General features: G+C 64.7%; 14 protein-coding genes and 1 pseudogene. 10 read left to right on the plus strand and 5 right to left on the minus strand.

What is annotated here, in order from left to right; all coding sequences use genetic code 11:
• Positions 1-221 precede the first annotated feature (221 nt).
• The 4 genes and pseudogenes from mfd (at position 222) to BN3789_RS06025 (ending at position 7,122) form a co-directional block, all read left to right on the plus strand.
• Entirely contained in the window at positions 222-3,806 is a 3,585-nt protein-coding gene (mfd, locus tag BN3789_RS06015) for a transcription-repair coupling factor (protein ID WP_066831725.1), read from the plus strand.
• 54 nt (positions 3,807-3,860) lie between these two features.
• Entirely contained in the window at positions 3,861-5,849 is a 1,989-nt protein-coding gene (locus BN3789_RS06020) for a RecQ family ATP-dependent DNA helicase (RefSeq protein WP_066831728.1), read from the plus strand.
• A gap of 118 nt (positions 5,850-5,967) precedes the next feature.
• Positions 5,968-6,030 (plus strand): annotated as a pseudogene (locus tag BN3789_RS13485) (zinc-ribbon domain-containing protein); the annotation flags it as partial.
• Between the two features lie 81 nt (positions 6,031-6,111).
• Complete coding sequence (locus tag BN3789_RS06025) at positions 6,112-7,122, plus strand: hypothetical protein (protein ID WP_229254231.1); 1,011 nt, start codon at positions 6,112-6,114, stop codon at positions 7,120-7,122.
• 51 nt (positions 7,123-7,173) lie between these two features.
• Here the strand turns inward: BN3789_RS06025 and BN3789_RS06030 are convergent, their stop codons facing one another.
• Positions 7,174-8,130, minus strand: coding sequence for a lactate/malate family dehydrogenase (locus tag BN3789_RS06030; protein WP_066831736.1), 957 nt, complete (start codon positions 8,128-8,130; stop codon positions 7,174-7,176).
• Between the two features lie 117 nt (positions 8,131-8,247).
• On the opposite strand from BN3789_RS06030, the gene metA reads away from it, so the two are divergent.
• Entirely contained in the window at positions 8,248-9,171 is a 924-nt protein-coding gene (gene metA, locus BN3789_RS06035) for a homoserine O-acetyltransferase MetA (RefSeq protein ID WP_066831738.1), read from the plus strand.
• Positions 9,172-9,628: 457 nt separating this feature from the next.
• Here metA and BN3789_RS12350 read toward each other — a convergent pair whose 3' ends face one another.
• Positions 9,629-10,732: a 5-formyltetrahydrofolate cyclo-ligase gene (locus BN3789_RS12350; RefSeq protein ID WP_079989129.1), complete on the minus strand. Its 1,104-nt coding sequence runs from the start codon at positions 10,730-10,732 to the stop codon at positions 9,629-9,631.
• 111 nt (positions 10,733-10,843) lie between these two features.
• Complete coding sequence (locus tag BN3789_RS06045; RefSeq protein WP_324608428.1) at positions 10,844-13,873, minus strand: insulinase family protein; 3,030 nt, start codon at positions 13,871-13,873, stop codon at positions 10,844-10,846.
• Positions 13,874-14,262: 389 nt separating this feature from the next.
• On the opposite strand from BN3789_RS06045, the gene BN3789_RS06050 reads away from it, so the two are divergent.
• Positions 14,263-15,246: a DMT family transporter gene (locus tag BN3789_RS06050; protein ID WP_066831739.1), complete on the plus strand. Its 984-nt coding sequence runs from the start codon at positions 14,263-14,265 to the stop codon at positions 15,244-15,246.
• Positions 15,247-15,931: 685 nt separating this feature from the next.
• Here the strand turns inward: BN3789_RS06050 and BN3789_RS06055 are convergent.
• Together BN3789_RS06055 and BN3789_RS06060 are read right to left on the minus strand one after the other, a co-directional pair.
• The gene (locus tag BN3789_RS06055) at positions 15,932-16,441 is read right to left on the minus strand and encodes a type II TA system antitoxin MqsA family protein (RefSeq protein ID WP_066831741.1); all 510 of its coding nucleotides are present in this window, start codon (positions 16,439-16,441) and stop codon (positions 15,932-15,934) included.
• The gene (locus tag BN3789_RS06060) at positions 16,422-16,787 is read right to left on the minus strand and encodes a hypothetical protein (protein ID WP_066831743.1); all 366 of its coding nucleotides are present in this window, start codon (positions 16,785-16,787) and stop codon (positions 16,422-16,424) included. The genes BN3789_RS06055 and BN3789_RS06060 overlap by 20 nt, the downstream gene beginning before the upstream one ends.
• An 818-nt stretch (positions 16,788-17,605) precedes the next feature.
• Between BN3789_RS06060 and loaP the strand changes: the two genes are divergently transcribed.
• The 4 genes from loaP (at position 17,606) to BN3789_RS06080 (ending at position 21,041) form a co-directional block, all read left to right on the plus strand.
• A complete protein-coding gene (gene loaP, locus BN3789_RS06065; RefSeq protein ID WP_229254234.1) occupies positions 17,606-18,118 on the plus strand; it encodes an antiterminator LoaP in 513 nt (170 codons plus the stop codon).
• Between the two features lie 117 nt (positions 18,119-18,235).
• Positions 18,236-19,237 (plus strand): IS1/IS1595 family N-terminal zinc-binding domain-containing protein, encoded by a 1,002-nt coding sequence (locus BN3789_RS06070; protein ID WP_066828416.1) that lies wholly within the window; start codon positions 18,236-18,238, stop codon positions 19,235-19,237.
• Positions 19,238-19,403: 166 nt separating this feature from the next.
• Positions 19,404-20,219: a sugar transferase gene (locus BN3789_RS06075; protein ID WP_229254232.1), complete on the plus strand. Its 816-nt coding sequence runs from the start codon at positions 19,404-19,406 to the stop codon at positions 20,217-20,219.
• Complete coding sequence (locus BN3789_RS06080) at positions 20,220-21,041, plus strand: sugar transferase (protein WP_079989131.1); 822 nt, start codon at positions 20,220-20,222, stop codon at positions 21,039-21,041.
• The last annotated feature ends 3 nt before the right edge of the window (positions 21,042-21,044 follow it).

A 21,044-nucleotide genomic window follows, 5' to 3' on the forward strand; every position in this document is an offset into this window, starting at 1 on the left:
CTGATCGTAAGGCGCAACATGCCGTCGCTGCGCGAACCGAGTCGACCAACGTTCCCATGAGGCGCCTCAGGTGTTCCCTGTGAACTTCTCGGCCGTTCGCCCAATTGCGATACGATACACATGACAACCTGTTTTCGCATCACCCGTTCGACCCGCTCGGACGGGCTTTTGGCATGAGGGGGCAGTCCGGGAGCGACCCGGTTGCCATAGGGAGACGACACATGCTCATCCATCGCATAGCCGCCCAGCTCTACACGGCCGAGGCGCTGCAGACCGTCGAGGCGGCGCTCGCGGAGGGCCAAGACGCCACGCTCGCCGTGTCGCAATCCGGCCGCACGCTCATGCTCGCGGCGCAGTTCGCGCGCAATCCGCGCTCGACGGTCTATATCGTGTCGGGCGAGGACGCGGCCGACCGCGCGGCCCGGTCGCTGGCCGCGTACCTGGGGCTGGAGCACGTGGTGCGCTTTCCCGAGCGGACCGACTACCCGTGGAAAGACACGCAGCCCGACGACGCGGTCGTGGCGGCCCGCTGCGCGGCGCTCGGCCGCGTGGCGCAAGGGGAGCCGGTCGTCATGGTCGCCTCCGCCCGTGCGCTGCTGCGCTGCGTGCCGCCGCGCGAGAGCCGGTACTGGGCGTCGACCACCTTCACGGTGGGGGAGGAGATTCCCTACGACGAGGTGCCGGCGCGCCTGGTGGGCATGGGGTACACCAGCTCGGATGCGGCAGATGCGCCGGGCCTGTTCCGCGTGCACGGCGACACCGTCGACGTCTTCCCCGCGCAGGCGACCTCCCCGGTGCGCATCGAGTTTTTCGGCGACGAGATCGATCGCATCCGCCGCATGGTGAGCTCGACGGGTCAGACCATCGGCGACGAACAGTCCGTCGAGATCTTCCCGGTCCGCGAGCTCGCGCTGACCGACGACGCGGTGCGCCGCATCTCCGCCGCGCTGTACGCGCCCGCCAAAAACGATACGGAGCTCGCCGCCATGCTCGAGATGGTGAAGGCGCGCATCGTGACCCCGGGGCTCGACCGTTTCATGCCGCTCATGTACGAATCGACCGTAAGCCCGCTCGCGCACGTGAGCGACGACACGCTCGTGGTGCTCTCGGAGCCGCGCAGCCTGTTCGACGACTGCACGCGCGCCTATGAGGACCTCGAGCGGCGTGCGGGCGAGGCGAAGGTCTCGCATCTCGACGGCCTGTACGTGCGCCCCCAGCAGCTCGACTTCGGCCGTCAGCAGCGCCTGCAGTACGTGTCGATTATCCGGGCGGGCGGCGCGGTGACCGCTGAGCTCAAGATCGAGCAGCCGGCGCTCGCGGGTTCGGACAACCGGTTCATCTCGCGCATCCAGGAGGTGGTCAACAACCGCTTTGCCGTGACGTTCGCCATCCCCGACCGCGGTGCACGCGAATCGATGGAGCTGTCGTTTACCGACGAGTCGATCCCCTTTGAGGAGTCGCTGCAGGTCGCGCCCGAGAACAGCGGTTCCGTTGCCGGCGATGTGCACGTGAACGTGACGCTTCTCAAGCGCGATGCGGACAAGCTGAACGCGGCCGACCTCTCGGGCGCGCCCGCCATCACGGTGCCGACCATCACGCGCGGCCGCGTGACCTTCGTGGATGCGCCGATTCCCTCCGGCGTGGTCGTGCCCGATGCGCATCTGGCCGTGTTCTCGCTCAACGACCTGAACGCGCGCATGGACGCCAAGCGCGGCCGCCGGGCGCGCCGTCGGGTGGACGTGACCGAGGTCACGTTCCCCTTCAAGCCGGGCGATTACGTCGTGCACGCCACGCACGGTATCGCCCTGTTCTCCGAGATCGTGCGCCAGGAGGTCGCCGGCCGCGAGCGCGACTACTTCCTGCTGGAGTATGCGGGCGGTGACAAGCTGTACGTGCCACTCGAGCAGGTCGATCGCATCACGCGCTACGTCGGCCCGGACGGGGCCAATCCGCGCCTGACGCGCCTCAACACGGCCGACTGGACGCGCGCCACCAACAAGGCGCGCAAAAGCGCCAAGAAGCTCGCGTTCGACCTCGTCGACCTGTACACGCGCCGCAGCTCCATCACGGGGTTCGCCTTCGGGCCCGACACGCCCGAGCAGAACGAGATGGAGGAGAGCTTCCCGTACGAGCCCACGCGCGACCAGCTCGAGGCCATCGCCGACATCAAGGCCGACATGGAGAGCGCCAAGCCCATGGATCGCCTGCTGTGCGGCGACGTCGGTTTCGGCAAGACGGAGGTCGCCCTGCGCGCCGCGTTCAAATGCGTGGACGGCGGGCGCCAGGTCATGGTGCTGTGTCCCACGACGATCCTGGCGCAGCAGCACTTCGAGACGTTCTTCAACCGCTTTGCGCCCTTCGGCGTGGAGGTGGAGGTGCTGTCGCGCTTCCGCACGCCCGCCCAGCAGAAGCGCGCGCTCGCCGCGTTCGCGGAAGGCAAGGTCGACGTGCTGGTGGGAACGCACCGTCTGCTGTCGGCCGATGTGAACCCGCACGACCTGGGCCTGGTCATCATCGACGAGGAGCAGCGGTTCGGCGTCCAGCACAAAGAGCAGCTCAAGAACCTGCGCGAGCAGATCGACGTGCTGACGCTGTCGGCCACTCCGATCCCGCGCACCATGCAGATGGCCATCTCCGGCGTGCGCGACATGAGCCTCATCACGACGCCGCCGACGGGCCGTCGCCCGGTCGTCGTGCACGTGGGCGAATACGATCCCGACGTGGTGAGCGCGGCCATTCGCCTCGAGCTCGATCGAGGTGGCCAGGTCTACTACGTGTCCAACCGTGTGAAGACCATCGACGACGCGGTCGACCGCGTGCATGAGGTCGTGCCCGAGGTGCGCGTCGCCGTGGCGCACGGCAAGATGAGCCCGCGCGAGGTCGAGGACGTGATGGTGCGCTTCGCGACCGGCGAGGTCGATGTGCTGGTCGCCACGACCATCATCGAGAGCGGTATCGACAATCCGCGCACGAACACGCTGATCATCGAGGACTCGCAGCGCCTGGGCCTGGCGCAGCTCTATCAGCTCAAGGGCCGCGTGGGCCGCTCCGCTACGCAGGCGTACGCGTACTTCATGTTCCCCGGCGAGATGCCGCTGACCGAGGAGGCGACCGAGCGCCTGACCGCCCTGTCCGAGTTCCAGGACCTTGGCAGCGGCATGCGCATCGCCATGCGCGACCTTGAGATTCGCGGCGCGGGCTCTCTGGTGGGCGCCGAGCAGCATGGAAACCTGTCGAGCGTCGGCTTCGACCTGTTCACGCAAATGCTCGGGCAGGCCGTCGCCGAGGCGCGCGGCGAGGACGGCGAGGACCTGGAGCAGGCTGGCGTGGCCATCAACCTGCCCGCCGACTTCTACCTGTCGGAGGAGTACCTGCCGGCGGTCGACCAGCGCGTGCTCATCTACCGCAAGCTCGCGGCTGCCACCCTGCTCGGCGAGGTGGACGAGGTCCAGCAGGATTGCGAGGAGCGCTACGGCGAGCTGCCGCTTGCGGCGATGAACCTGTTCGATCGCGCGCGCATCCGCATCCGCGCGGAGCGCCTGGGGCTGGAGAGCGTGTCGCTCACGCAGGGGCGCCTGGTGTATCAGGGTGTCGATGTGCCCAAAACGGTCGCGTTCGAGCTCAAGAACAAGCTCGGCGCCATCACCTATCCCAAGACGCGCAAGTTCACCGTTCCGGCGCGCGCGGGCGCGGGAGCCGGAACCGGCCTGGGCCGCGGTGTCGATACGGGCGAGAACGGCTCCGGTGTCGTCGCGGCGGCGCTCGCGATCCTGACCCAGCTCGGGGCCTCCGGCGACGACGACTAGCGCCGGCGCGACAGCGGGTATAATCCCCGCTATTGAGATGAGGAGGAGGACGCTATGCCGGACGCTAATCAAAATGCACGGAATGCACAGGATGCATTGCGGCGCTACTTTGGATACGATTCGTTCCGCCCCGGTCAGCAGCGTCTGGTCGATGCGATCCTGGCCGGTCGCGATGCGCTGGGCGTCATGCCCACGGGCGCCGGCAAATCCATCTGCTACCAGGTGCCGGCGCTCGTCAGGCCCGGCATCACGTTCGTCGTGAGTCCGCTCGTCTCGCTCATGGGCGACCAGGTCCGCGCCCTCAAGGCAGCCGGCGCGCGCCCGAGCTACCTCAACTCGTCGCTCACGCTCGGCCAGCAGAACACGGTGCTCAAGCGCGCGGCCGAGGGCTGGTACCAGATCATGTACGTGGCGCCCGAGCGCCTGCTCGAGCCGCGCTTTCTGGCGTTCGCGCAAGCGGCGGCGGCACCTGGCGGCATCGGCGTGCCGCTGGTCGCCGTCGACGAGGCCCACTGCGTCTCGCAGTGGGGTCAGGACTTTCGCCCCTCCTACCTCGATATCGCCGCGTTCATCCAAGCGCTTCCCGTCCGTCCCGTCGTGGCGGCGTTCACCGCGACGGCGACCGAGCGCGTGCGCGCCGACATCGTGCGCATGCTCGGCCTGCAGCGTCCGGAAACCGTGGTGACGGGTTTCGACCGCGCCAACCTCTTCTTCGGCGTCGAGGAGATGGGCGACAAGGCGAAAACCGCCTGGATCCGCGATTTCGCGCTCAACCATGCCGACGAGAGCGGCATCGTATACTGCTCCACGCGCAAGGCGGTCGACGAGCTCTACCTCAAGCTCGCCCACGCGCTCGAGCCGCGCGGCATCCACGTGGCGCGCTACCATGCCGGCATGTCCAACGGCGACCGCACGGAAAACCAGGTGGCGTTCATCAACGACACGGCGCCGGTCATCGTGGCCACCAACGCGTTCGGCATGGGCATCGACAAGCCCAACGTGCGCTATGTCATCCACAACAATGTGCCCGAGAGTATCGAGGCGTACTACCAGGAGGCGGGCCGTGCGGGGCGAGACGGCGACCCCGCGAGCTGCTATCTGCTTTGGAACGGCAACGATTTTCGCCTGCGCCGCTACCTGATTGACCGCGAGCCCGAGGACGAGCGGCTGGACGGCGAGGCGCGCGACATGGCGCGGCAGAATCGGTATCGGCTGCTGAGCGCTATGGAGGGCTACTGCCAGACGACCGGCTGCCTGCGCGGATACATCCTGCGCTACTTCGGCGATGAGGGCGCGTTGGGCGTGGAGCGGCCCGCGGACGCGGACGGGGCGGCAGAAGGGTGCGGCAACTGCTCGAACTGCACGACGCCCTACGAAACCGAGGACGTGACCGAGGTCGCGCGCAACATCGTGCTGTTCGTGAGGGACTGCAACGGGCGCTTCGGCCGCGCGCTGGTGGCGGACGCGCTTCACGGCGCCAACACGGAGCGCATCCGCAGCTGCCATCTCGACGAGGCACCCGGCTACGGCTCGCTCGCATCGGAGTCGACCGGTCGCATCAAGGATGTGATCGGGCAGCTTGTGGGGCGGGGCTATCTGGTGCAGTCGCAAGGACAGTACCCGGTGGTCGCCTTGGGCCCGCACGCCGTGGAGGTCATGGCCGATAGCCCTGAGCAGCCGTTCGTCTTCACCATGAAGCGCCGCGCGGCCAAGCGTCGCAGCAACGAGCGCGTGCGGCGCGCAGTCGATCTCATTCGGGAGGATGCGGCAGAGCCGTCCGCGCCGCGTCCGCGCCGTGCGCACGTGGGCGATGACGGCGAGCTGTTCGAGCGCCTTCGCGAGCTGAGGCGGGATTTTGCCGTCGAGCGGTCATGGGCGCCGTACATGATCATGTCCGACAAGGCGCTGCGGGGCATCTGCCGCCTGCGTCCGGAAACGCGCGAGGAGCTGCTGGAAGTGCCGGGTATCGGCGAGAAGAAGGCCGACGACTTCGGCGACGCCTTCCTGGCCGCAGTCGCCTCCTTCGAAGACGAGCAGCGCTAGCCGGCGGATGGGTTGGTTGGGGACGGGTTCGTTCCAACCCATCCGTCCAAATGACCCGTCAAAACGTGCCGGCGCATGTAATAATTGACCTCACGAACTGTCTTGATCGGGGGTCGCCATGTTTTGCAGACACTGCGGGAAGAAACTGCCGGACGATTCGCAATTCTGCGTCTACTGCGGCACGAGCGTCGAGCCCACCTCGGTCTCAGATGATGAACACCCTGCCGCAAAGCAGATGAATACCGAGTCTGCGGAGGCCCCCGTGGAGTCTTCGGATTCCCGGGCGGCAAAGGTCCTTGGCGCCCTAGGTTCTCGCCGCATGCTGCTCGGTATCGCCGTCGCTGCCGTCGTCATCGTCGTTGCGGTGGGCGGTACGATGATCTTCCAGCGCGCCGAGGCCGAGCGAATGGCAGCCGAGGAATTAGCGCGCGAACAGGGGGAACGACGGGAGATGCTCGCTGCATCCCATGACGTGACCATCGGCGTGGATGCAAGCGGGTGGGATACGGAGGAAGGCGGAACCCCGATGCCGGTCCTCATCAGCGGGACGACTGCGGCGGGCGAGGATTACGAGGAGCGGCAGTTCGTCGACAGCGACGGCGAGGGCATCGAGCTGGTTCCCGGCTCGTACGCGCTCAGCGTGGAGGCGTCGCCGTTCGGCGAATACGGGCGCATGTACGATTACCCGAGCGCGGACTTCGCCATCGCGGTCGACGAGGATCTTGCCGAGGGCGAGGGCATCGATATGTCCGACGACCTCGTGATCGAGCTTTCCTATCCCGACAACCTGACGCCCGATGGAGTCGAGCGTGCGCGCGAGATCGCGCTCGATGCGGGCTACGATGAGGCCGATGACCTGGCGGATCGCGCGCACGGGCGCTATTTCGACGAGGATGAGGAGGACGAGGACGAGTCCGATGCGTCCTCTGCGAACACCACGTCGACGTCCAAATCCGGCACGAACGTACGGACCTACGAGGGCGACTTCTTCGATATCGAGCTTCCCGTCGCGTGGGACATTCGGGTCGCGAGCGGCGGCGGGGACCTGCATGCGCGTCATACCGTCAGCTTGGAGGGCGAGGACATCCTCATTATCGATGTCATGTGGGGCGATGAGGATATCTCCGGTGTGATCACAGATGCCGCCGGTGTGCAGAAGCTCGGCGTGACCAGCGACGGAGGTGCGGTCATCGCATGGCGCGGTAACGGCCCGCGGACTTCGAACAGCATGGAGCTCATCGAAGAGGCCCTGGAGACCATCGACATCAAGTAGGGATGGGTTATTTGGGGACGGCGTGACAGAAAGGCAGGGGAATTGTCACGCCTACCACCAGGTGAGGCGTGCGATGTTCTCGCGGATATGCGCGCAGCTGCCGTGGAAGCCGGCGAGCTCGTCCTCAGACAGGTCGAGCTCGAATACCTGCTCGACGCCGTTCTTCCCGATCACGCACGGCAGCGAGGCGAAGATGCCCTCTTCGCCGTACTGTCCGCGCATGAGCGTGGAGGCCGCCATGACGGCGTGCTCGTCGTGCAGGATGGCGGCGACGATGCGGGCGGCGGCCGCCGCGATGGCGTACTCGGTGCAGCGCTTGCCCGCCATGGCGACGTATCCTCCGCGTCGTGCGAGCTCCTCTACCTCGTCATGGTCGAACGCGAAGCGCTCGGGGTGATCGAGGGCCAGGCGGGACAGCGAGACGCCGCCGATCGTGGCGGGGCTCCATGCGGCGATCTGCGAGAACCCGTGCTCGCCGATCATGTGGGCGTCGATCGACTTGGGGTCCACATCACCGCATGCAAGCGAGATCTGAGCGCGAAGGCGGGCGGAATCGAGCGCCGTGCCCGTGCCGATGATCCTGTTCGGGTCGCATCCGGTAAGATGCCAGATCTCGGTCGCGATGACGTCGCATGGGTTGGAGATGTTCACCCATATGCCGGCAAAGCCGCTGCCCGCGACGCGCTCGGCAAAGATACGGCAGATGTCGGTCGTGCAGAACAGCTCGCCGTCGCGGTCGGTCGACGACGCCGCGACGTTGCCCGCGGCGTTGACGATGATGTCGCACCCGCTGAGCTCCTCGTACGCATCGCCGCAGTTCACGATTTTGGTGTTGTACGGGTGGAACAGCAGGGCATCGTGGAGATCCTGGACTTCTGCCGCGAGCTTCTTCTCGTCGATGTCGCACAGACGCAGCTCGTCGGCCAGTCCCTGCGAAAGCAGCGCGCTGGCGACGTGCGCTCCCACGTGTCCCATACCGATAATGCCGACAGATCTCGTGGTAAGCATACGGGCACCTTTCTCGCTGACTGGCTGGGAGCCCATTGTAGCGCGTTACAATGAACGCACGATTTCTTGTTGCCGGTTTTCACCGCGCAGCCGAATCCTGCACAGAGGAGACGCTCCATGCCTATTCGCATTCCCGACGCCCTGCCCGCCACCGAGACCCTCGAGGGCGAAAACATCTTCGTCATGACGGAGTATCGCGCGATCCATCAGGATATCCGTCCGCTGCATGTGCTGATCCTCAACCTCATGCCCACCAAGATCGCCACCGAGACCCAGATCATGCGCAAGCTGTCCAACACGCCGCTGCAGATCGAGGTCGAGCTCATGCGCACCAAGAGCCATGAGGCGACGCACGTGGCGGCGAGCCACCTGGAGACGTTCTATCGGACCTTCGACGAGGTGCGCGACCGCCATTACGACGGCCTGATCATCACCGGCGCGCCGGTGGAGCAGATGCCGTTCGAGGAGGTCGACTACTGGGACGAGCTGTGCGACATCATGGAATGGTCGACCACGCACGTGCATTCCACGCTGCATATCTGCTGGGGAGCGCAGGCGGCGCTGTATTACCACTACGGCATCGACAAGTACGACCTGCCGGCGAAGGCGTCCGGCGTGTTTCAGCATCGACTGATCAAACCGTCGAGTCCGCTCGTGCGCGGCCTGGACGACCGCTTCTGGGCGGTGCATTCGCGCAACACGGGCGTGCGTCGCGAGGATGTCGAGGCCGTCTCGGAGCTGGAGGTCATCGCCGTGTCCGACGAGGTGGGGCTGTATATCGCGAAGTCGACGGACAGCAGGCGCTTCTTCGTGTTCGGCCATCCCGAGTACGATTCCGACACGCTCAAGCTCGAGTACGAGCGCGACATCAAGCGCGGCATCGACCCGCAGATACCGGTCAACTACTTTCCCGATGACGACCCGACGAAAGAGCCGCTCAACGTATGGCGCGCGCAGGCGCAGCTGCTCTACACCAACTGGCTGAACTACTACGTGTACCAGACGACGCCCTACGACATCCGCAAGGCAGGCGGGCAGTAGACTGCCAGGGTAAGACCGCCGTGGACACGGCGTGCCGATAGGTTGGTTGGGGACGGGTTCGTTTCAACCCATGCCTGACGTCGCGACGGTTTTTGCGGGAAGCTCGGACGAAATATGCATGTCAATTCGAGCAAGACGCAGAACTCCGAGGTGAATGGTCATGCCGTATTGGCCGTTATGCAGAACATCACCGCCGTTCCCGCAAAATCCGTCGCGACGGTTTCTGCGGGAAGGTGCCGCGGCGACCGCAGGGCCCCAGGGGAGTGCATATCGGGGACGTACCTTCCGCATGCACTTCTGCACGCTGGGGACACCCCTTCGACGCGCATGTTTGCACAAGCCCCGTGTCTACGGCGGCATAACAGAGGCTCTCAAACAATACCAGTCCGTTTCGCTAGGGAAACACTGATCAATTCATTCCGCGCCGGTCGGCCCCGTCCCAAAAAGGCCCGTCTCGCTATGCGCAGCAGATGCGGGCGAGTGTCCGGTCGTGCTCCTCGACGGGAACGCGGTCAACGCGCTGTGTCTCGAACGCGGCGCCTATGACGGTGCAATCTGAACTCAGGTGCGGCAGGTACGTATCGTAGTTGCCGCCGCCATACCCTAGGCGATGCCCGTTGTCGTCGAAGGCCACGAGGGGAACGACCATGAGGCGTATTGTCTGCGGGTTGACGAGCGGAAAACGCTGCTCATCTACGGATGAGGGCTCGAATGATGCAACGGGGCGATTGATGAACGGCACGTCGTGCGCAAGGTAGTCCGTCTGAGAGACTGCGCGCATGACCATGGTCTGCCGTCCGCTCGTCGCGCGCTGCATGCAGGGAAACGCCACGGTAAGGTCGCGCTCATAAGCGGCGCGGATGTATGCATCGAGGTCGGCCTCGGTGCGCATGGCGGCGTATGCGGATACGACGGAACGTGCAGGCAGGCGGTCGAGCGCATCAACAAGCTCACGGCACAGCTCGCGTGAGCGGGTGGCGCGGTCCTCGGCATCCATGGCATCGCGGCGTGCGAGTATCACGCGGCGTACGGCGCGCTTGGCCAGGTGCATATCGATCTGCTCCGCAAGAGGGCTGTAGGCAAGCACCAGATCGTCCAGGCGCATGCGCGCGTTGGCGCCGCTTGTGGAGGGCAGTGCGATATGCGTCACGCCTCGCTCGCGCAGTAGGCTTCCGTCAAAGCGACGGCACAGCTTGGCCGCGGCGCCGCCCGTGGTGAACACGTGCGAGATGGGGGCGGCGTCAAGGATGTGCGTCAGGTCGTTGGGTACGGGATCGGCGATGCTTGAATCCGAAGCCCCTTCAATCGAGCAAGAGGCGAGCACATCCCACAGGGCGATGCGGTGTTCGAGCAAAAACGATATGCGGGCGTCGTTGTCCACGAGCGCATGGTCTGGCAGAGCGAACAGCCGCTCCATGACTCGCCAGAATCGGTTCTGCGGGTGCCCGTAGAAAAAGCCGACGTTGCGAGAGGTGGGCGATGGCATCGTACCCAAGACGAGCACGCGCGAGCGATCGTCGTAGACCGGTTCGATGGTATGCGTCACGCGCTCGTGCTCCATTCATTCTCCTCTCGCAATGGGTTGATTGGGGACGGGTTCGTTTTTGCTCGACACCGTGTCGAGCAAAAACGAACCCGTCCCCATTTGTTAGCGGGGTTCTGTGGTGCTCGATCAGCCAAGCAGGTCCACGGCATTCAGGCCGGCATGGCTGCGCTCGATGACCTCGCGCCCGCCGAACACACACAGCGGCGCCTCCTCAGCGACGCGCGAGATGGTCTCGCCAAGCGCACGCAGCTTGTCGGGCGTGGTTGCGAGCATGCCGTCACGCAGCTCATCTCGCCAGTTGACCGGGCGCTTGGTGAAGAACTCGATGTTCTGGCGACGCGTGAGCGCGTAGGGCTTGAGCGGCGCGTCGTGGCTGGCCACGCTGGACACAATGAAGCCCTCGAAGCTCAGCGGGTCGGGCTCAAAGGTCGAAAGCCAGGTGCCGGCGCCCGCGATGCGCTCGATCGAGGGATCGATCGCCGGGTCGCGATAGGTATAGAAGCACAGCTGGCGGTCTGCGACCGCGCGGAAGCCGCAGCCGTAGGCGCCGCCCTTCACGCGGATCTCGTTCCACAGGTAATCGTAGGACAGCACGGTCGCCGCGACGCTCCAGCTGCCGTCCATGGCGAGCCCCATCGCGCGCGGGTCGGCGGCTTTCGCCACGTAGCAGATGTCGCTCGGGATGATGAACGCCTCGCGCTTGGGCTGCGGCATGGGCACGTAGAGCTCCTTGGCGGCGGCAAGGCGGGGCTCCAGGCCCAGCGAGCCGGCGGCGTTCCAGAAGCGCTCGTAGTCCTCATCGGTTCCCGTGAAGCTCACGACCGTGTCCGTCGACGTGAAGATGCGCGCCTGAAGGTCGCGCAGCTTCTCGACGAGATCGTCGGCGCGCTCGTCGAAGTGGTCGAGCAGGTCGCGCAGGAACTGATAGAAGTCCACCCCGGAGATGTTCTCGGCTACCATGCCTGCGGGCGACACGTAGGACCAGGCGCGGGCGAGCGCGGCCTGGTGGCCTGCGGTAATAAAGCTCTGCTCCATGCCGATGCGCATCTGCGTCAAGACCTCGCGGATGCGGGCGGTGTCGTCGAACACCGTTTTGCCCCACACCTCGGCAGGAATCGATGCGAGCTGCTCGATCTTCTCGGTAAGGGCACCGGCGGCGACCGTCATCACGGGGCGGGCGAGCTTCCAGTTGGGCTGCGCCATGACCTCGGGCGCAAATGCGAGGAAGCCCAGGTTGGAGCCGATATAGCTGTCCAGCTCGGAAGCGCTGCGGCAGGTGGTGCCGAGCTGCTTCATCAGACGGGCGAGAATCGACACGTAGGGCAGCTCCGCGTAACTGACGTGCGTGAGGTCGAAGTACGCCATGAAGTAGGCGAGGCGATGCGTCGGGATGTCGTGCTTGAGACAGGGAAGGGGCGAGGTGGTGTCGAGCGTGAGCGCGGGCTCGGGACGCGCCGGGCCGATGTCGGAGACGTGCAGGCGCGGCAGGGTCGCGCGGGCCTCGGGCGTGTCATCGGCCTCCTGGACCGCGCGGAGGGCGGCGACGTTGTCGGCCACGGACTTGAGGTCCGCGTCGCTCATGCTCGCGCAAAGCGCTGCGAGCTCGGTTGCCTCGGGATCTTCGGCCTGGTCGTCAGCATCGTGCGGAATCAGGTCGACGAGCGCGCTGTGCTGGGATTCGAGCACGAGCTCGCGCAGCAGGTTCTCAAAGTAGGGGCCGTCGAGCTCGCGGCGCAGCTCGGCGTAGATGGGGCCGTAGGTGAGCGCCGACGTGGCGGCATCGTCATCGTACAGCCAGGTCGACAGCAAATCGCAGGTGATGGCCACGCCGTCGGCCACGCCGTAGTCGCGCTGGCGCAGCGCGTACTCCTCGCTGGAGAGCACGGCCTCGAGGCGGTCGCGGGGGATGCCACCTTCGACGAGCTTGCGGCACTCGTCCTCGATTACATGGCGGAACTCGCGCGCCACGCCCGGCTTTGCTCCCTGCAGCACGATGAGCTCGTAGGGCTGCAGACACGCGGCGTCGGTGTAGCTCATGACGTTGCCGCCGAGGCCCGCTGCGAGGATGGCCTTCTTGACCGGGGCCTCGTTGGAGCCGAGCAGCGCGTCGAAGAGCACGTCGGCCGCGATCACGCGCTTGCGGTCGAGCGCATGGCCCAGCACGTAGGCCATGCCGACCTGCGCGTTCTCGGGCGTGGTGTTCATCGTGATGGAGTCGTACTCGCACACGACGGGCGCCTGTAGCTCGAGTGGGTTGGGATCTCCGGGGTTCTCGACCAGCGTGCCGGCCTCGCGCTTGAATGCGCGTGCGGCGGCAAGCGCGTTGTCGGACAGATAGCGGTCGTCCAGAAACGCGAGCACGCGGTCGGCGTCCATGTCGCCGTAGAGCACGATGTAGCTGTTGGCAAGGTTGTAGTGGCGCGCGTGCGTGTTGAGGAAGTTCTCGTAGGTGAGCGTGGGGATGGCGCGCGGGTTGCCGCCTGACTCGAACCGGTAGGCGGTGTCGGGATACAGCTGGCGCATGATCTCGTTGTCGAGCACGTCGGTGGGGTCGGACAGCGCGCCCTTCATCTCGTTGAACACGACGCCGTTGTAGCGCAGGCCGGGGGTGTCATCGGCGGTGTCCGAGGCCTGCTCCGCAGCGTCCGCCTCGTCCAGCTCCAGGTGCCAGCCCTCCTGCTCGAAGATGGCGCGCTTGGAGTAGATGGCCGGGTTCAGCACGGCGTCCATGTAGACGTCCATGAGGTTCAGCAGGTCCTGCTCGTTGGTCGACGCCACCGGGTAGATCGTCTTGTCAGGGTAGGTCATGGCGTTCAGAAACGTCTGCATCGACGTCTTGATGAGGTCGACGAACGGCTCTTTGACCGGGAACTTGGCCGACCCGTTCAGCACGGAATGCTCGAGGATGTGGAACACGCCGGTGTCGTCGGCGGGAGGGGTCTTGAAGCCGATGGCAAAGGACTTGTTCTCGTCCTCGCATGCAAGATAGAGCAGCCGGGCGCCCGACGACGTGTGGCGCATGACGTAGGCGTCGGCATCGAGCTCGTCGATCGTCTCGTCGCGCACGACGGTGAAGCCGTGCAGCTGGGTGCCGGGGGCCAGCAGCTGGTGCGCGCGCTCGCGCGCCGGGGTGGCAGATGAGGTCATATCGGTCATAGGGATGGTCTCCTCAAGGTTGAACGTACATGGCTATTATGCAACCTGATCGCGAAGGATGCTGCCCTCACGGGGAGGTTCCGGCGGAGCGCCTCGTCGGACCAGGCTTTTCCGTTGCCCATGGTTATACCCGGTATCGCGCGCGCATGCGTCCGGATCGGCGGCGGCTTTGCATCGTGCTCGCATGAACCCACATCCGTGGTGAGTTTATCGAGGGGCGCTCGGTGGGTTCGGCGGTCTGCGCCGTTTGCCGAGGGCGCGCTACAGCGAGCTGAAGTGAGTTTCACACGTGGCCGGAATTGTCGTAAAACACCCTATCAACCTGCGGAATCTTACGTTATGGTAGTCGGGCTGGAATCATGCTGAACACAACGTGTCGAGGGGGATCTATGGGCGTCAAGACGGGTGCGATCAAGCAGGAAGCGGTGCCTTCGGGCGTCGACGCCGGCTCGCGTGCCGCTCGTCGCGCGTGGCGCGAGCGCTTGAACAACGAGGCGTCGCGCAAGCTGCTGATCGGTGCCCTCGCGGCCTTTCTGGGCGGCTCGTTTTGGGGCTTTTCCGGCACGGCGGCGAGCGCCCTGTTCGACGTGTACCATGTCGACACCATGTGGCTCATGAGCGTTCGCCAGCTGCTTGCGGGCGCTTTGTTCATGATCATCATCCTGCTGTTCGACCGCAAGCGCTTCGTTCAGCTGTGGACCACGCCCGAGCATCGTCGCCAGCAGATCATCTTCACGATCTTCGGCCTGCTCGCCAACCAGTTTTTCTATCTGAGCGCGGTGCGCCTCACCAACGCCGGCACCGCGACGGTGCTGCAGTGCCTGCAGCTCGTGGTCATCATGGGCTACACCTGCGTCAAGGGCCGTCGCCGTCCCCGCAAGCGCGAGATCGTGGGCCTCATGCTGGCATTCGCGGGTACCGTGCTGATTTCCACAGGCGGTGATCTCACGCGCCTGTCTATTCCGCCGCTGGGCCTTGCCATGGGTCTGCTCACCGCGCTGGGCGCGGCGCTCATCACCATCTTGCCGGTCAAGATCCTGCCGGTGTACGGCTCGACGATTGTGACGGGGTCGGCCATGTTCATGTCGGGTATCCTGACCAGCATTTTCGTGCAGCCGTGGAGCAACCCGCCCGCGCTCGACGCCGGCGGTCTCGAGATGCTCGCCGTGTTCGTGCTCATCGGCTCGTTTTTGGCGTACCTGCTCTACATGCAGGGCGTGAAGAACGTGGGCAGCATGCGCGCCGGCCTCATCGGTACCGTGGAGCCCGTCTCGGCCACCGTGACGAGCGCGATCCTGCTGGGCACGGCGTTCGCCCCCACCGATATCGTGGGCTTCGTCCTCATCATCGCGATGATGTTCTTAACGGTGTAGGGGCCGGCCCGCGCAAGTGCAAATCGGGGACGTACCTTCTGCGTGCACTTTTGCAAGCCCCTGTTGGGCCACCGTGGATATGCGCCCCACCCAAAAACCGTGTATACGAGTTTGTCATTGTTTTTGGGTGCCGATTCCCCATACGCGCCGTAGCCCCCAGCGTTTTCGCAGGAAACAACTGGGAAAATGTCGAGGGGTATGCCGCATGTGGGGAAAGGGCACCGAAAAACAGTGACAAACTCAGCCTATATCTCAGGTGGGTTTTACTTCGGGCGGATTATTATGCACGGAGATTCTCACCACCTGCTGGTTTGTTGGGGCTTTATACATGGATAATCCCGCCGATGTACGGTGTCCCCTTTATGTGGTTCTGTATACGTACTTTCGGTTTGGACGACACCCCTGCATGCCGCGATGAGCGCAAAAAGCGTCGGTCCGGGAGGGCTGCCCTCCCCGTGTCGGTTCTCCGGGGCCTCCGCACCCACGGTGGTCCAACAGAGGTCTGGTCAAAAAGCGCCTTCCCATTGCAAGCTTTTGTACAGAATGGGGATGCGCAATGGGAAGGCACTTTTTGACCATCTGAGGGATGCCGTAGGTTAGGGAAACGCCGATAAGTGCTTTCGCGTTGCGCAGCTCATCAGGCCTGCAGCGATCCCGTAGGCGGCGCCGAACCCTCTTGCAGTTCTCACTGAATCTCTTGGTGCGAGGATTCTGCATCTCCCTCGGGATACGCAAGCGCCCGTGCGAGGCGCATCGATTTCTCGCTGATGGAGCCCTCGGCCAAAGGAATGATCAGCCTCGCGCCTTCCGGGGTTGAGGCGATGCGGATCATGCGGTCGTGCAGCTCGTCGGGCAGGCTGCCGTTTTCGTAGCTTGCATAGGTCTGTTCGCCAAAGCCGAGAAAGCGGCTGAATTCGCGCAGCGACATGCCGTAACGCGCGCGGACCTCCTTGATGTCCTTGGTGAACAGCATGTTGTGACGCGTACGGTAGATGTCGAACGCGCGGTCGATTGTTGGCCCGTCGATGCGCGTGTTCCCGATGTCTTCGCCGCAGAGGGGGCATACGGCGACGGGGACGTTGTCGAGTATGATCTCCTCGCCGCGCACGCAATGACGCTCGGTCCTGATATCGAGGACGGCCTCTACCTCCTCGTCGCAGTATGGGCAGAAGGTGCTAAAGGTCTTTTGTTCCATCGTGGACCTCCCATGTGTCTCGGTATGGCTTGATAGATAGGCACTTGCAGCTTCTTGTCTTTATGTTGATGGATATCTTGAAGTAGATGCGGGTGCCGTGCCACATTGGGTTGAACTCCGCCACGGTCCAATACCGTGCGTGGGCAGGATTGTTATCCGGCTCCGGGCCGTCGAAGCAGTCGGATACGGACAGTGCGAGCAAGATGATCTCAACGTCTTGGGGCGAGAGTCCGTACATTTCCATGAAGTCGATGCTTGCCGGACGGGGTATGAGGTACAAGCCTTTCTCTTTTGTGAACTGCTTGGCGAGCCTAAGGAACAGCTCAATGGATGCTTTGGGTTTCAAGGATATCACCTTCCTCTCAATCTGTAACGATGTAATTACAGATGGACATTACGCCCTTCTGCATGAAGCGGTGGACTGAGAGGATACGGACGGGATCGTGTGACGCATCCCGTGTTTGCTTGCCATGTTCCGGGTGCGTCTTGGGTGCATCTTGTCGGATCCTAACGGGGAATGCGAGGCGTCGTGACGCGGCGCCTCGCGCTCCTGCGAGCACAGCTAGCGGGCGCGCCGTCGGCCTACCTTGCGCCTAGTCTTCGCCCATAGCGCTTTCGTTTGTATGCGTCGTGCATGGATAAAACATGGTTCGCAGAGGGTTATCAATAGATAATCTGTGTGGTCTACCAGCGTGTTGTTTGTGCACAGGAGGGCATGAATCTGTAAGCGATGACGTTGCGCAACAAGTGCGCGGCGGCAAGGTGATATAGTAGATTCGCTTATGGCGCGCGGGGCGTTCGCGCCGCGTCGTATGAGCTCTGCCGCCGGATGCGCTGCATGCGGTAGCAGATGAATATATCCGTTGGACGGGCAATCGTCGCTGAGTGCGCGTTGGTTATGCCTTCGGAGGATGAATATGCCGTGCGCTGCCTTTTTGCTCTGCAAAGGGGTCGAGTGGGGACATGTATACACGGGCGAGGCGTACCGAGCGTGCGTCTAGCCCGCTGTGTCTCGTCTCGCCGTCGCGCTTTCAGCCGTCCATGATGCCGGTTGGAAAAGCGTGACGGTTCGGCATGGATCCGCCGAAGACGGACGACAAACCATCGCATACAACGCAATAGATGCCTCCTTCTTCCAGCAGTGAGGGTCGGGCTGCCGTGGAGATGTACGTGCTGCAAGTTCCGGGCGGACACGAAAAGGTCGCGCGGAACTTGCTGGAAAAGCTGCTCGGCGATCTCGTGAGGGAATGCTTCGTGCCCCTGTACGAGTCCATGCGCCGTCGCGATGGCGCATGGAAGCGCGAGACGCGTCTGCTGTTTCCCGGGTACGTGTTCGTGACGACGGGCGACATCAACAGGGTCGCGCAGCATCTGCGCGAGCTGCCCTTCTACGCGAAGGTTATCGGAGGGCGCGACGAGGCCTACGTGCCACTGCTGCCGGAGGAAGTCGCGTGGCTTCAGGCGCTGACCAATGTCGATTCGCACACGGTCGAGCTGTCCTGCGGCGTCATCGAGGGCGACGAGGTCAAAATCTGGAAAGGCCCGCTCAAAGGACAAGAGGCCAAGATCAAGAAGATCGATCGCCACAAGCGACTGGCCTTTTTGGAGAAAATGATCTTTTGCACAGTGTGGATAGATTCGCCGTCCCGACTGCCTCGGTCGTATAATCCGAGATGACATAGCACGCCCGCGAGAGCGTCCCGCGGGGTGCCGCGCTCTCGCGACGTGGTGGTCCGGATCGCGCGGCATCCCGCGGGACGGGATCGGACCACCACCATGCGCGCAAGGAAGAAGATGCCCTCGGCGTCCGCGACGCCGTGGGACGGCGTCCCCGAATCGGACGTCACGCCCGCCCAGGCGCTCGTCGCCCGGGCCCACCGCGAGGCCTACGCCGCCAGGCACGCCCCGACCGCCGGGGACGCGGAGTTCCTCAACGGGTACGAGCGGGCATCCTGCCCGCGGTGCGCGTCGCCCGACATCGTGCGCGACGGTTTCGACTCGCGCGGCGTCAGGCGCTGGGCCTGCCGGTCCTGCGGCAGGACGTTCACGCCCGCCACGGGGACCATCTTCGAGGGGCGCAAGGTGCCGGTCTCGGATTGGTGCGAGTTCGTCATCCAGCTGCTCTCCTTCGACAGCGTCCGCGAGATAGCCCGCTCGAACCGCAGGTCGCCGACCACCCCGCCCTGGTGGCTCGCCAAGCTCTTCCTCGTGCTCGACGGGATCCAGGACGGCACCGTCCTCTCCGGGCGCGTCCAGATTGACGAGACGTACTACCCGGTCCCCGCGGCGGAGGCCGAGCGCAACGCCGACGGCTCCCTCAAGCGGGGCCTGTCGCGCAACAAGCTGTGCATCGCGGTCGCGACCGACGGCCGGGGCCGGTCCGCCTTCGAGCCGTGCGGACGGGGCAAGCCGAGCGCGCGGAGGGCGCTCGCGGCCTACTCGGGCCACGTCGCGCGGGGCTCGACGCTCCTGCACGACAAGGAGAAGTCCCACCGCGCCCTGGTCCGCGAGCTCGGGCTCGCCAGCGTCGAGTACGACTCGAGGCGGCTGAAGAGCCTGCCCGACCGGGAGAACCCGCTGGCGGACGTGAACCGGCTGCACTTCCTGCTGAAGTCGTTCCTGGACGCCCACAAGGGCTTCGACCGCGCCGACCTGAAGGGATGGCTCGACCTGTTCAGCGTCATCGCCAACCCGCCGTCAGGCGCCATGGAGAAGGCCGCGATGGTGCTCGGTCGCGCCATGGAGTGCCCCGGTACGCTGAGGTACCGGGACTTCTATGGAGGAGGCCGCAGCTAGGCGGCATATATGGAGTCAAATCTATCCACACTGTGCAAAAGAGCATTGTTTGGAGATGCATATGTTCGGCCGGACGAAGATCGTCAAGGTCGGGCTGGAGATTGTGAGTAAGCGGTAATCACCGCGAGTCGGGGCCGGGTGCCGGGAGGTGCCTGGTGTGGTGAAGATGGCTGAAGAGAATATGAGCGGCTGCGTCGTGGAAACGCGCGGCGGATCTTCGTGTGACGCGGTCTCCGCCGAGGGGGTATTCGACGGGGGTTCGTCCGCGAGTTCAGGGTCGGGGTCGACGGTCTATGCGGATCTGCACGTGCCCGTTTCGGGGACACGTGAGCGCGCTGAGCGCGAGAGCCGGCGCGGTCGCCGCTATGCCCCGCTGCGGCGCGCGGAGGATTGGGACCGGACCCGTGTGGGGTACCGCGTCGTCAAGCGCGCCTTCGACATCGTGTTCAGCTTGGCGGTAATCCTCGTCGCGCTCGTACCGTCTGCACTGCTGTGCCTGGCGATCCGTCTCGAGACCCCGGGGTGCCCGCTGTACGGCCAAAAGCGCGTGGGCAGGATCGGGCCGGACGGCAAGCCCTGCGAGTTCATCATGTGGAAGTTCCGCAGCATGGTGAAGGATGCCGACGCGACGAAGGCGGACCTCTTGGAGAAAAACGAGGTCTCCGGCCCCATGTTCAAGATGGCCGATGATCCCCGCGTCACCCGCGCGGGGCGGTTCATCCGCCGGCACTCCATGGCTCCGGTGATAATAGGGACACCGGGCGACGGGGAGCCGACCAAATCCTTATCGCATCCAGTAAATTCCTCACTTGACCTGCATAAATGCGAGCGTCTCCCGGAACCTTTCCTGGTTGCGCAAACCCATTATACCAGCATCCAATTCTTGTCTTTTGCCGTTTTTGGGGCCCCGACGGGCACCTGGGAGCGGCCTTTCTGCGCCTGCGGAGGGACCTCCCTCCAGGGCCTCAGGGCGGTGGCATAGATGGCGGACGACGTCATGAAGAAGGCCTCGACCGTTGCAGCCGGGAACGGTCGCGGAGCCCGGCTCTCGTCCGGCGGCCCGGGCGCGGCATGGCGATGCCACAGCGACGGGGGAGCGTGCGTCGCGGCGGCCGAGGGTTGCGACCCCGAGGTCGTCGCCGCGGCCGAGGGTTGCGACCCCGAGGTCGTCGCCGCGGCCGAGAGGCTCTCCAGGAACTACGCCTACTGCTTCGTCAAGCGCACCTTTGACATCGCCTTCAGCCTGTTCGTCCTGGTCTGCTTCTGCTGGCTGTTCGCCATCGTCGCGATCGCCATCAAGCTCGACGACCCGAAGGGCCCGGTCCTCTTCAGGCAGAGGAGGGTGACCAAGGACGGGCGTGAGTTCACCATGTACAAGTTCCGCAGCATGTGCGCGGACGCGGAGGAGCGCCTCGCCGAGCTCAGGGCACTCAACGAGAAGACCGGTCCGGTGTTCAAGATGCGCGACGATCCCCGCATCACGCGCGTCGGCCGCCTGCTGCGCCGCGTCTCGCTCGATGAGCTGCCTCAGTTCGCCAACGTCCTCAAGGGCGACCTCTCCGTGGTCGGCCCGCGCCCTGCGCTGCCCAGCGAGGTCGCGGAGTACACACCGTACCAGCGTCAGCGCCTATTGGTGAAGGCGGGCATCACCTGCTACTGGCAGACGCGCAGGAACCGTGACTCCATCACCTTCGACGAGTGGGTCGACCTCGACCTTCTGTATATCAAAAAGTGCAGCCTCTGGACCGACGTCAAGCTGATCGTCCAGACCGTGGGCTGCGTGCTCACATTCCAAGGGGAGTAGGAA

The organism is Collinsella ihumii, assembly GCF_900046475.1.
In the GTDB taxonomy this organism is placed as follows: Bacteria; Actinomycetota; Coriobacteriia; order Coriobacteriales; family Coriobacteriaceae; genus Collinsella; species Collinsella ihumii.

What these genes read in the sequence shown, in the direction of transcription:
- mfd (WP_066831725.1), top strand. Translation starts at nt 222, where the DNA reads ATGCTCATCCATCGCATAGCCGCCCAGCTCTACACGGCCGAGGCGCTG.
- BN3789_RS06020 (WP_066831728.1), top strand. Translation starts at nt 3,861, where the DNA reads ATGCCGGACGCTAATCAAAATGCACGGAATGCACAGGATGCATTGCGG.
- BN3789_RS06030 (WP_066831736.1), bottom strand. Translation starts at nt 8,130, where the DNA reads ATGCTTACCACGAGATCTGTCGGCATTATCGGTATGGGACACGTGGGA.
- metA (WP_066831738.1), top strand. Translation starts at nt 8,248, where the DNA reads ATGCCTATTCGCATTCCCGACGCCCTGCCCGCCACCGAGACCCTCGAG.
- BN3789_RS12350 (WP_079989129.1), bottom strand. Translation starts at nt 10,732, where the DNA reads ATGGAGCACGAGCGCGTGACGCATACCATCGAACCGGTCTACGACGAT.
- BN3789_RS06045 (WP_324608428.1), bottom strand. Translation starts at nt 13,873, where the DNA reads ATGACCGATATGACCTCATCTGCCACCCCGGCGCGCGAGCGCGCGCAC.
- BN3789_RS06050 (WP_066831739.1), top strand. Translation starts at nt 14,263, where the DNA reads ATGGGCGTCAAGACGGGTGCGATCAAGCAGGAAGCGGTGCCTTCGGGC.
- BN3789_RS06055 (WP_066831741.1), bottom strand. Translation starts at nt 16,441, where the DNA reads ATGGAACAAAAGACCTTTAGCACCTTCTGCCCATACTGCGACGAGGAG.
- loaP (WP_229254234.1), top strand. Translation starts at nt 17,606, where the DNA reads ATGTACGTGCTGCAAGTTCCGGGCGGACACGAAAAGGTCGCGCGGAAC.
- BN3789_RS06070 (WP_066828416.1), top strand. Translation starts at nt 18,236, where the DNA reads ATGCCCTCGGCGTCCGCGACGCCGTGGGACGGCGTCCCCGAATCGGAC.
- BN3789_RS06075 (WP_229254232.1), top strand. Translation starts at nt 19,404, where the DNA reads ATGGCTGAAGAGAATATGAGCGGCTGCGTCGTGGAAACGCGCGGCGGA.
- BN3789_RS06080 (WP_079989131.1), top strand. Translation starts at nt 20,220, where the DNA reads ATGGCGGACGACGTCATGAAGAAGGCCTCGACCGTTGCAGCCGGGAAC.